The sequence below is a fragment of the Oscillatoria sp. FACHB-1407 genome (genome assembly GCF_014697545.1).
In the GTDB taxonomy this organism is placed as follows: domain Bacteria; phylum Cyanobacteriota; class Cyanobacteriia; order Elainellales; family Elainellaceae; genus FACHB-1407.
Genome location: NZ_JACJSA010000004.1, coordinates 36,060 through 49,135, shown reverse-complemented (window position 1 = coordinate 49,135; position 13,076 = coordinate 36,060). Strand labels below are relative to the sequence as shown.

Annotated in this window: 5 protein-coding genes; 4 read left to right on the top strand and 1 reads right to left on the bottom strand. The window is 51.1% G+C overall.

Going from position 1 to position 13,076, the window contains the following annotated elements; all coding sequences use genetic code 11:
- The first annotated feature begins 130 nt into the window (after positions 1–130).
- On the top strand, positions 131–1,291 hold the full coding sequence (locus H6G89_RS08440) for an AI-2E family transporter (protein WP_190504936.1): 1,161 nt from the start codon (positions 131–133) through the stop codon (positions 1,289–1,291).
- Between the two features lie 98 nt (positions 1,292–1,389).
- Entirely contained in the window at positions 1,390–2,532 is a 1,143-nt protein-coding gene (locus H6G89_RS08435) for a PAS domain-containing protein (RefSeq protein ID WP_190504934.1), read from the top strand.
- Between the two features lie 10 nt (positions 2,533–2,542).
- On the opposite strand, the gene H6G89_RS08430 is transcribed toward H6G89_RS08435, so the two are convergent.
- A complete protein-coding gene (locus H6G89_RS08430; RefSeq protein WP_190504932.1) occupies positions 2,543–5,539 on the bottom strand; it encodes a UPF0182 family protein in 2,997 nt (998 codons plus the stop codon).
- Positions 5,540–6,064: 525 nt separating this feature from the next.
- Between H6G89_RS08430 and H6G89_RS08425 the strand changes: the two genes are divergently transcribed.
- The gene (locus H6G89_RS08425; RefSeq protein ID WP_190504930.1) at positions 6,065–12,589 is read left to right on the top strand and encodes a hypothetical protein; all 6,525 of its coding nucleotides are present in this window, start codon (positions 6,065–6,067) and stop codon (positions 12,587–12,589) included.
- 79 nt (positions 12,590–12,668) lie between these two features.
- On the top strand, positions 12,669–13,058 hold the full coding sequence (gcvH, locus tag H6G89_RS08420) for a glycine cleavage system protein GcvH (protein ID WP_190504928.1): 390 nt from the start codon (positions 12,669–12,671) through the stop codon (positions 13,056–13,058).
- Positions 13,059–13,076 lie beyond the last annotated feature (18 nt).

The window sequence follows — 13,076 nt, the reverse complement described above, 5'->3', positions numbered from 1 at the left end:
GATGTATATCTTTTGTCAGAAGGGTAAGACCAGGGGAGTGTTTTGGAAACGGTACCAAGTTGAGTTACAAAATATCCCTGATTTCAACCGTAATGATGACTGCTGTATATAGGCGTGAGGAGCTAAACGTGTGAAGTTGGGTCAGTGGCTAGGATTTCTGTGCCTGGTAATTGCATTGGTCGTCCTGTGGCAAATTCGGCAAATGCTGTTGTTGGTATTTGCGGCGGTGGTGTTAGCAACAGCACTCAACAGCTTAGCAAGACGATTGCAAAAATCTGGGATGTCTCGACGAGCAGCAGTGCCATTGGCGTTGAGCATTGTTGTCGTGGTGATGTTGTTGTTTTTGGGGCTGATCGTACCGCCATTTATCGATCAGTTTTTGCAGCTAGTGCGGCTTTTGCCCGAAGCAGTAACTGAGATTTCCTTCCGACTCGAACAGTTTATCGAGCAAAGACCTCCCTGGTTTCCTATTTTAGAGTTGCCTACTGACCTGACTTCTTTGACCCAGCAGCTTCAGCCTTTAGTAAGAAATATTTTGGGGAACTTCTTCGAGTTCTTTTCCAACTCACTCAACGCACTGTTGGAGTTGCTAGTGGTGATTGTGCTCACCATCATGTTGTTAGCGAACCCAACGGCTTATCGCTTTACCTTCCTCAAACTATTTCCCTCGTTTTATCGCCGCCGCGCCGACGAGATCCTGGTGAAATGCGAGGTGTCTTTAGGGAACTGGATCAGCGGGTTGCTGATTAGTTCTTCTTTTGTCGCATTACTCAGCTTTATCGGATTGTGGGTCTTGCAAATTGAATTCATCCTGGCGCACGCACTGCTAGCAGGGTTGTTGAACTTCATTCCCAACATTGGTCCTACCCTCAGTATTGTCTTTCCGCTGACGGTGGCTCTGCTGGATGCACCCTGGAAGGCATTGTTTGTGATTGGGCTTTATCTGATCATCCAGCAGATTGAAGCATATTATTTAACGCCGACCGTGATGCAACAACAGGTGTCTTTGCTCCCAGCATTGACTCTGGCGGCTCAGATTTTCTTTGCCAGTTTCTTTGGTTTTTTGGGGTTATTGCTGGCGTTGCCGTTAACGGTTGTGGCAAAGACCTGGATCGAAGAGGCATTAGTCAAAGATATTTTGGACAAGTGGGGCAATGACCGTTTGGAAACAGTTCCGGCATCGGTTGCTCAGGACAATTCCTCCAGTGGGGCGATCGTTGAGCCAGATATTACTGCTGCACCCATCCCAACTGAGGCATTGCCACCCATTGACCGGGCAGATGATGCCTGACGTTGAACTAAAAGAGGTCTAAGAAGCAATACGCTCATCTAGCAAGGCGGAAAAGATTCTATTATGCTTGTAACCGCATTATTTGCTGCGTAGGTCGTATGTCAGACGAAGTCTCAAAAGAGCAGTTTGTCTTAGAAGTCGCAAGATTAAAGTTGCAAATTGGGCAACTCACCCAGAGGGTAGAAACGCTCCAACGAGAAAAAGCAGATCTAGAGAGCTTGTTAACCAGGGCGATTACCCATTCAGATGCCACAATCGAATCATTGCGGCAAGACAAAGTGAGTCTGGAGGGGTTATTGGAAACGACAACCCAGCACTCAGAAGCGGTTGAAGCGGCGTTTAACGCTCAAACGGACGATATTTTGCGTCAAAGTGAGGAGCAATTTCGCTTGATTGCCGAGGCGACACCGTTGCCCGTTCTGATTTCTAACGTTTTAGATGGCACGATTTTGTATGCTAACGCGATTACTACGACTACGTTTGGTTTAGCTCTGACCGACCTCATTGGGCGCAAAACCTCGGATTTTTATTGGAATCCCGAGGATCGTCAGCAAATTTTGGCTATCTTTGCTCAACAGGGTTATGTCCAGAATTATGAATTGCAGCTCAAACGCCAGGATAGTTCTTTGTTGTGGGTTGTACTGTCGTTGCGACCGTTTATGTTTAACGGGGAACTGACGTTTTTGAGTGCGTTATGCGATATCAGCGATCGCAAACAGATGGAGGACTCGTTGCGGATCGCCGAAGCAACCTATCGCGGCATCTTTGAGAATGCGATCGAGGGCATCTTTCAAAGCACCTTTGAGGGACGCTATCTCAAGGTCAACCCATCCATGGCACGGATCTATGGCTACCGTTCCGCAGAGGAGATGATGGTGCAGGTCACTGACATTGCCAAGCAGATCTATGTTGATCCCAGTTGCCGCCAGATATTTTTAGAGCAAATTGAGGCACAGGGCGAGGTGGTTGACTTTGAATATCAAGTCTACCGCTGTGATGGTCGGGTGATTTGGGTGTCGGAGTCGTCGCGTGCCATTCGCAATAGTGTGGGTCAGTTGTTGTATTACGAAGGGACAAACGTTGATATCACCCGCCGCAAACAACAGGAAGAATGGCTGCGGCAGCAGTTGGAGTTATTGCAGTTTGATATTGACTTTACCGAAGTGGAAGCGCAGGTCGCAGAGATCACCGAAACGGACTTTTTTCAGCAGTTGCGTCAGGCGGTAAGAGGGTCAATCTAACCCCTGCTCTCTACGGTTCTACCACGTCTTCCTCTAGAGGACGAATAATCGCGGGCGTCTCTGGTGCGTCGGATGCGAAGACCGCATCGAGAGCCTGTTCCAGGGTTTCTGCCATGGTAATGCGATCGCCATAGGCAACAATAACCCGCGCCAGAATGGGCAGACGATTTTGTTCAGCCTCTAGATAGAGGGGTTCAACGTACAACAGCGATCGCTCAATTGGGATCACCAACAGGTTACCCTGCAAGGCTCGTGAGCCACGCCGATTCCACAAAGAAATCTGCTGAGAGATAACGGGGTCTTGGTTGATGCGGGCTTCTAGCTGTTCTGGACCATAGACTAACTCCTGCTTAGGAAAACGATAGAGCAGCATTTTGCCGTAGTTCTCACCATCAGAGCGGGCGGCGAGCCATGCTATCAAGTTGGTGCGTTGCGCCGGGGTGTAAGGACGAAACAAGATGAACTCCTCGCTGCTGCCTGCCGGGAGCTTCATGATCAGATAGTAAGGTTCTACCAATTGCTGCTCATCGCCATAAATCTCGTTGGGGGCACGCCACTGGTCTTCCCGGTTATAAAACACCTGGGGATCGGTCATGTGGTAGACCATGAGTTGGTTAGATTGCACCCGATACAGGTCTTCGGGGTAGCGGATGTGACTGTGTAGGGCAGCGGGCAACTGGTCAAGCGATTGCAGCATCCCAGGAAAAGCCCGATTCCAGGTTTGCACGATAGGGTCAGACCAATCTGCAACAAAGAAGTTAACGGAGCCGTGATAGGCATCAATCACCACTTTGACAGAGTTGCGGATGTAGTTGAATTCGTTTTCACCGGGATCGGAATAGGGATAGCGATCGCTGGTGGTGTAAGCATCCAAGATCCAGTACAGATAATGAGGAGCGGCTGTGCTGGCGTTAACCCCATCCTGTCTACGACTCATCATCGTTTCGGCTCCATCGGCGTTAGCGACCACAAGGTAGGGATCAGCGTCATAGCGCAGGAAAGGGGCGATCGCCCTGACTCGATCAACAATTTGCCGTCGAAACAACAGGCGAGTTTGAGGGGTCAGGCTGTCTGCCAGGAGAATTCGCCAATCGCGCATATGTTTAGCGTAGAGCAGTCGCTGCCAGAAATTGCCCAGTCTAACGCCCCCAAAACCGTCATAGGTGTTGTAGACGTTATCGCTACCACTGGGATAGTCCAACTCCTGAATGCGAGTCCCCGTCATGACATAGTTGTCAGTAATTTCGCCATAATAAATCTGCGGATCACTGACGGGCACAACCGCTCGAATCCGCTCGTCGGTGATGGTCTGCTCAATGCCCTGAATGAAGTAATCGGGTAAGCCACCTTCTCCTGCCGTATTGACCGGGCTGAGGGTAAACCCATAGCCATGGGTGTAAATCAAATGTTGATTAACCCAGGTTTGCGCCTCTGTGGGAACCGATCGATAGTCCAACTCACGCGCCGAGATCAATACCTGCTGTTGCATCGTGGTGCCATTTCCCATGGGCAGGGTATAGCGATCGATATCAGCATCGGGAAATTCATAGTAGGGACGGATTCGCTGAAGCTGGCGATTGCTCTCCAGGAGTGGGCGCGTATCCCATAACCGAATATTGTCAATAGTGAGGCGATTTCGTTGCAGTGCCTCTTCGTTGAGCACATACTGCGGGTTAAAGGTAGCGGTATCAATCGGCTCCAGGTTAAACGCCTGCCGAGTCGCGGCTAGTGTCCGTAGAATGTAGGGTCGCTCTAGACTCAACTCATTGGGTTGCACCACCAATCGCTGCACCGCCAGTGGCAATACGAATGTGGCGATCGCCCACAGCCCCACATACAACCCCACTCCATAAAGCCAGAACCGCTCTGGATAAAACCGGGGGCTATGAGCACGAGCAGTCTTGCGAAGGCTGAGCCGAGTCGGAGGCTTAGCCGGAGGTTTGAGCAGGGGTTTACGGTTCAACATACCCGACCAAAGTGCGATCGCCCCCAACCCAATCGCCATACCCGCCAACACCAACCGCCCCGGTAAATCCACAGCGATATTCGTATAGCTGGCACCATAGACCGCGCCCCGATCGGAATAGAGCAAGTTGTAGCGATCGAGCCAGTGACTCAGGGCGATCGCCCACAAGAGACACCCCCCAACCGTTAACAAATGGCGATATTGGGCTTCAGAAAACCCCCGAAACTCACCTTCGCTGAGGCTATTGGCTGCCAGGAAATAGAGCAAGCTGACGGAGCACAACGCCAACGCAAACAACCCGACTAGCCAAAAGCTCAACAACTGCCATACTGGCAGCGAAAACACAAAAAAGCTAATCTCTTGCTGAAAGGCTGGATCAACCTGCCCAAAGGGTGTTCTGTAAATCGCGGCTAACACCGTCGCCCAATGGTTTGAGACAATTAGCGCAAACCCAAAACTGGCTGCCAGCGCAATGCCGCTTAACAACACACGAGGGTAAATCAACAGGGCGATCGCCCCTCCAACCAACAACGCAACCCACCCCCACTGCCCGCTTCCCAGAGTTGGCAGGGGTTGCAACATCTGCCACACAGCGTCTGGGCTAAACCACGCTGGAACGGTATCAGGCATGAACGCAGGGCTCCAATCAGGACGCCAATACCTCGCCGCAATCTGAGCGTGATAGAACAATAGCATCACCATCAAGCCACTCAACCCCAGCCCGATCAGCAGCAGCCACCGCAGCCGTAGAGAACCACTCGAGGTCTGAGTGCGTGTACCAGGGGAACCATGCCTGGACTGCTGGATAGCGATCGCCAAATGGCTCCCCAACAAGCCCAAACTCACCCCAAAAACGATTACGGCCAGGAGAGTTTGGGTGACGAAGCGACGGTTAAAGATGGCGGTGTAACCCACTTCTTGAAACCAAAACCTCTCAGCCACCCAAAAACTGGCTACATTCAATAGCAGCAGAACCCCCATGAGTGGGGCAAACCACTTCACAAATCGAAACCGAGAAGGCGATCGCTGTCCAACAGTCATAGGCTTAATGCAGTCCCAGGCTTAAGTCAGGTGCATCCAACACAGAAGCAAGCAAAACACAGGAGAAACCAAATCATATGCCTCAATTGTGACAACTTTCACGGCTTTGCTAACATTTTGATTAGAGCAGAAGCTAGGAGAATCTGACACAACCTTTCTCCTACAAAACAATTGGGCAATGCAAAGCAGTCGCTCCTACAGGTCATCGCAAATGACTGGTCAAACACCGAGAATTATCTGAATCACTTCTTTAAATGCACGGCTTTAAACATCAGAGCACTCTCCATTCTTTATCTTAAAGATTGACATCTGACATAAAATTGACTGATCCCTTGCCAGTTTTGATAAGATTTCATTCAAAGCCGAAATCACTCAAAAAAACTACACTAAAAATCTAATAAAAAGGGTAATGTAAGGCTAAATTTGAATCCCATGTGGAAAAACCAAATTAATATTTAAGCAGTAGCAGCCTTTGCATTTCAGCATCTATATCTTTGCAAGGCTTTATCGTTGGGAACTTTTATCGTGACTTCTCATAAAGCTCAAATTCAAGCACTGATTAATGAGATTGATGAAGTATTAAGCAAGCCAAGTCCACGCTTACCGTGGGTCATGGCAGGTGATGCTGATCAACAACGTCAGGTTCTAGAACAAACTCGCAGGTATCTTCTTTCGCTTCAGCAAGACATTCCTGAACCGGGTAGTCCAGCGTTGCCCAGCAGCCCACTGGCTTACAATCTCGCCTATCCTCAAGGGCAAGCCCCAGCAGTTGAGTCGGCTCAGCAGGTTCTGCAAGCAGTGTTGCAAGAGATGAGCTACCTGCGTGCCAACGTAATGCAGCCCCTGCGAAATGACGTGGAGCAATTGCAGCTCCAACGAGAGGCTCTATTGCAAGAAGTGCGAATGCTAGAGGCACAACGTCAACAGGCATTACCTCCCGCCCAAAGTCAACAACAAATTATTACTGAGTTTTTGCAGTCCCTCATGGGGCGATTGCAGGAGAATCTGACTGGGCAGGTCGCTCAAATGGTTGCCAGTCTAGAGGCACAATCAGCCCAGGAGCGGGCATTGCTGGGCAGTACGCCACTGACAACCGAGGTGCATCCCGAAACTGGAGTCTCCTATCAACCTGTGCTCAGTGCGCAACAGCGACTAGAGCAGATCCAAACTCTGCAATCTCAATCGGATCAACTGTTGCTCAAGCTCGACTCGACGCTGCGAGTCATTTTTGAGTCGCTACAAAGCAACATTCAAAGCTATCAAGACTCGTTGAGCCAGGGTCTAGATAAGATGCATAACCTGGGTCAACAGGGCGAAGCGATGTTTGCGGCGTTGGTCAATCGTTTGGCGCAACAACTGGGTCGAGAGGCATCAACATACTTACAGTCTTCACTGCAAACAACCGACTGGGCAGCAACAGGTCGTCCTTTGCCTGCGGTGACCACTCCAGAGGATGAGCGCACTCCTTCCCAAATAACGCAAGGATCACCCTTTGTGCTGGATATGGCACCTGTGACGGAGGATGCAGACCCTGCATCTAACGATCCGATCGATCTGCTGTTGAATGAACTTCAGTCAGACGAGCCTGCCACCATCATTCAACCGCCAACCACGTCGATTCAACCACCTGCTCCAACGGCGATTAATCTGGACGATATCGATCTCGACAATTTAGACCTGGAGCAATTACCAACAACTGTCAGCGAATCAGCTAATCCAGGCTTCCCGGCATTTGAGGTGGATGATGACATCACCTTCTTCCAGGTCGATCAACCGTTGACCTCGTTTCAGGTCAGTGATGATGACATCGCTCAACTGGAAGCTGACCTGGATTCCGCTGTCGATTTCGCAGAAGGAGAGATGTTTGTTGAGCCAGAGCTAGAGGGAGATTCAACCCTTGACTTACTCAACCAATTGAGTGCTGAGTTGCAGTCTGATGAGCCTGGATCATCCACCGAGACGACAAACACTGAACCCGTCATCATCTCCCCCGACCAGGAGGGATATGACGATGAAATGAGCGAACTCTATGAGAGCTTATTTGGGTCTACGGCAATTCAAGCTGACCCATCAGACCCCGATGTGGAACCCGTTGATCAGCATGTTGCAGATGCGGGGCAAGAATCACTTGACTCAGTTGAACAAGATAGTGTTGCAGGTATTGCTGAAGATACCTCTAGGCTGGACTTTTCTGAGTTGGAAACGTTTGAGCCAATCGTAGAATCAGAGCGATCGCCCCTTGAACCATCGGTAGAGACAGAGTTTGAGCCACCCCTTACAGAAGGCTCTGAAGCCCTGGTAGACGAGCTATTTGGCGGTCTGGCTGACCCTGCTCACGGTACAGGCATCACTGCCGCAGAGGATGAGATTGACCAATCCTCGACTGACCCCCTGGAAAACCTGCTGGGAGAGTCATTAGCTCTGGAGTCATTAGCTGTTGGTGATAGCGTCAGCGGTTGGCAAGACGAGGTTAGCTCCGATAGCGGCATTCCTAACGATGTCGATGTCATCACTAGCCTGTCTGACCTGATCACAGCCCCTAAATCGGAGTCTGCTATCGACCCAGCCGAGATCTCTGATGATGTAGCAGGTCTTGCCTTCGATGAAGATACCTTTGTGCCCGCTGCCCCGGATGAAATCCTGCTGGTATCCGAGGAGGATCTAACACCTGACGCTCCGGTCGATTTGGGTGACACCATTCTGAGCCAACTCACCAACGATCTTTCCAATCTAGAGGATCAGTTTGGTGACGCCTCCCCAGAGTCAGATCTGCTGGAACCTGACCTGTTAGAGCCTGACCAGCTATCAGACTTGCCGGATCTTGACCTGTCAGAAGCGGATCTCCTGTCGTCATTCCACGATGACCCTGTTGACGACATCTCAGATCACCCCCAGCCTCCTCAATACGACGCATCTCTGTTGGATGAAGAGTTGCAACCTCCCGTTGACTTGTTTGACGAGATTGCATCAGAGGAGCCTTCACAGGTAACGGAAGAAAGCGACTTTGGGATCAACGACTTTGAGGTTGATGCCGATCAACCGATTACCACTGAGCCACCGACCGATTGGCAGAGCTTGTTGGATAACTTGACCACGGCTGCTGACCCAGTTGTCTCTCCAGAAACGACTCCAGAGGAACTCTTTAACACTCCAGAACAGCCCTCTGAAACCAACAACAATGACCTGTTTGAGCTGTCCCCAGACCTGCAAGACTTCTCGTTTGATGAGTCAGGGACTCCAGACTTACCGCCTGATTCACTGACAGACGAAGCACTCCTCGACAGTTTGTTTGCCGGGGCACCTGTTTCAGAAGCGGATGCTCCAGAAGATCTCACGGCTGAGCCTGTCAATCCTCTCATTCAAGAAACAGCTTTTCTGGACACTCTGTTTTCAGATCAGCCTGTTGCAGGCACAACTGAAGATAGAGATGAGGCACCACCGCTAGAGCAACCCTTGGGTGACGATGTCGCCTCTGAAGCTGAATCCTCGAACCAACCCCTCATCAACTCCCTGTCTCCGGAGTTGTTGAATGAACTATTTTCCTCAGAAGCCACTGACGCGCCAGTTGAGCCTGCCCCCTCTGAGGTGATGTTGGATGACTTGTTCTTGGCAGAATCTATCGATGCTCCAGCTGAGCCACCGACTGAGCCACCATCTCCAGTGGAGTCCCTGCCACCTGCATCGGCAGCTCTTTTAGCAACCGATACAGCCCTCCCCTCCGTGTCGATTCCGCTGGATGACGATGCGACGCTGGACGATGTGTTTGTCACAGTGCCTCCGTTACCTGCTACGGTTGACGATGCCCTCACTCCTCCAACTGCCTCGTCTGAAGAGATGCCTCTCCTGGATGACTTGTTTGGTGGTGAAGTGCCCATCGACATTGCGGCTGTAGATTTGCCTTCTAGTCCATCTCCTGCGGTAGACGCCCCTGCCCCTGATGAGGCGATCGCCAGAGATACATCGATCGAAACGTTATCTGGTGAAGCCAATGCCTTTACCCTCGAAGGGTTAGCCGAAAGTCTCTTTGAAGACGCGCCCAGTCTTGCTATGGGTTCAAGCACGCCAACATTTCAACCTGAATCGGAAGATTGGACACTAGAGGGAGCATTTGGCGATTTAGGACAGGCTCCACCCTTGCCTCCAGAATTGGGATCAGAACTCCCGACTAATGACCTGGCAACAGCTGAGGACATTGAAAAAAAAAAGACCCTAGCCTCAGAAACGAATTCTGAATCCGTTGCCGGAACCAGTTCTGAGGCGATCGCCGACCCTGGTTCCAGGTTGGAAATTGGAGCTATCTCATCAACACCAAGCCAGTCGAGTTTAGATGACAGCGGTTCAGACGCTAGCCTAGACCTGGCTGCACTTGCCTTAGACAACGAGTCTGACAACCGCTCTGATCGGGATTTGCTTGCAGGTCAAGAGGCAATGGGTGATACAGATGAGTTCGCTTTGCCCGATGCACCCGATGTACCCGATGATCTAGATTTTCTCTTTATCGATCAACCGCTCGATCGCTCAGCAGCAGATTTACCAACCGCCGATCGGGTACCCGACCTGGCAACCACATCAGACGTAACAGAGACTGACAATCTCGTCCTTGACCATCTAACGGCTGAACATCCAGTCACCGAAACTGCCCTCGAAACGTCTCTGCTGGAGTTTCCTGAGGTAATACCGTCAACGCCAACCTCTCCAGATGTTGATGTTCCGAGGGTTGATACCCCAGAAACCGATGCTCCCACCCTGGAGACAGCGATCGCCCCAGAGCCAGTCGCCCCGGAACCAGACGTCACTGCATCCTTACCGGAACTAGACGAACTGGAATTGGACGGGTTGGAGTTAGACGACCTGGAGTTAGATGATCTGGAGTTGGATGAGCTAGGCTCAGAATCGTCAATTCCTTCTCTAACTCCCACCAGCGACCTGAGAACGGATGACCTGCAAGCCTCCGAGCTACTGGAGTTGTCTGAAGATTTGGGCATTGATGCTCAGGAGCTAAAAGCTCTGTTAGAAACTGACTTCGCCAGTGAGGAATTTTCACCTCCCCCACCCTTCACTCAAGCGAAGGCAACTCCCAAAGTCTGGTATCTCGGCGTTGATTTTGGTACGACCGGCATTTCAGCCGTCCTGCTCAATCGCGTAACCTTAGAGCTGTATCCCCTGTATTGGTCAACAGAACCATCAACCCAACAACAATTCCGACTGCCGACACTCGTCTATCTGTCTTCGCTCAATCGACCTGCCTCAACGCCTGACTTTGCCATGGATTTCATGGGGCAAAACAATTTGGTCGCGGTGACCTTTCCCGCTGCCCATCAAGGCTCTGGGCACCCTTCGATCATGGTTGACTCGGCTAAGCAGTTGTTGCGAGACTTTAAGCCTTATCTCAACGTTGGCATTCCCCATTACTCCCCAGAGACGGCTCAGTGGGAACCCGTGTTGCAGTGGTCAAGCCAACCCTTGTCGTTGAGTGCCGTTCACCAGGCAGTGCGCACTCTGTTATCGACGCTGAGTATCAGCGAGATAGAAGCAGCAGATGCATCTGCGCCGACTTGTGCTGCGTTGGGTCTGGAGCAAAATACCTTTCAAACTGCCCTCCGACAACTGGCGGGGGTTATCGTGGGTTGCCCTGTAGGATGGGCTGACACCTATAGCTTTAATATCCGGGAAGCCATTTTGGGGGCTCATCTGGTCAACCGCCCTGACCAAATCTTTGTGGTCGAAGATGCGATCGCCACGCTCTTGTCTGAGTTGCCGAGTGCCGATGCCCGCCCCTTAAAATTGCCTCAGGGGGTCGCCAACCCCGATCTAGAGGATATGGAGTGGGAGGGAGCAACGCTGATAATCAATGCCGGAGCAACTGTCACAGATATGGCGTTGGTCAATCTTCCCCGCGATCTACAAACTCTTAGCTATCAAGACTTTTACCTCCGCAGCTTGCCCTATGCAGGCAATGCCCTCGATCAAGACATCATCTGTCACTTAATCTATCCGGCGTGGCTCAAGCGATCGCCCCAGGCTAATGCATCGGGTGACAATACCCCATTGAACTACACATTTGGCTCCGGGAATGGGGCTAAATCAGGCAGGTTTGTGGATGGATGGAATTGGCAACCCAATGAAGCAGACCCCGCTAATGAATCCATTTGGCGCAATTTGGGCTTAGACAATCTGTCCTTTCCACTGGTGGGTGAACCGGATGTACAAAATCGGTTTGCATTGCAACAACGGTTGACCAGTTCCCCTCTGGGGCAAGGGTTGCTAGAAGCGGCAAGACACTTAAAGCTAGTGCTACAACAGCAGGATCGCTTTGTCTTGCAATTGGGCGATCAACAGGTGGCGATCGCCCGTCAGGATCTGGCAAGCAGTATCTTTTTGCCCTACATTCAACGGCTCAATCGTGAGCTAAACGCTCTGCTCAACCAAACCGGAACAGCCGCGTTGAATATCAATCAGGTGGTCTGTACCGGAGGCACCGCATCTCTAGCGGCGATCGCCCGTTGGTTACCGCAAAAGTTCCCCAATGCCACAATTCTGCAAGATACCTATGGGGGCGATCGGGCTTCGTCGCCCTTCAGCGACTGTCTGCCAGTCTGTAGTCGGGTCGCCTATGGGCTAGCCACACTCCCCCTCCACCCCAACGTCCTTGATCTGGCACGACAACAATACAGCCCTTATTTCCTCCTCCTGGAACTGTTGCGAGCATTCCCAGATCAACCGTTATCCGTGGGCGCAGTGATGCAACTGCTAGAGCGGCGCGGCATCAACACTCAGGTCTGTCATCAACAAATTCTGTCGCTGCTCGAAGGGCAGCTTCCCCCCGGTCTGGTGCCAACTGAGAAATACGCCTATTTACTCACTCGCGAATCGGCTCAAAACCCCGACTATCGGCTGCTGTTATCCGCTCCACTGTTCTCCAAACAGGGCAGTCAGACCTACCGTCTCAACTACGATCAGTGGAACCACTTCCGCCGCTATCTTGGCACACTCATGACTAGCACCTACCAAAAGCTGGCAGAACCCCTTGCCCTCAGCTTGAGTCTTTAGTCATGCGTTAGTTTGTCAAAATTAGCCCATTATTGACGATAATTGCATTGCCACGCATATTGCCCCAACGAGGACTCCTATGGCTTTTGACTACCCGGATGATTTGAAATATTTGGATTCTCATGAATATGCCCGATTAGAAGGCGAAATCGCCACTGTCGGTATCAGTGCTTTTGCAGTTGATCAATTAGGCGACATCGTATTTCTGGAGCTACCAGAGGTGGGAGATGCTGTTGAGAAAGGTGAAAAGTTTGGCACGGTTGAGTCGGTTAAAGCCGTTGAAGATTTGAATTCCCCTATCACGGGAACGGTGGTCGAGCGTAATGAACCGATTTTAGATAACCCTGAACAACTGGCAGAAGACCCCTACGGTGAAGGATGGCTGTTACGAGTTAGAGTCAATGACCCTGGTGATTTGGAAGACGCACTCTCAGCAGACGAATATCGTGCTCAAGTCGAAGGAGAGTAAGGAAGGGAGAGGCGCGAT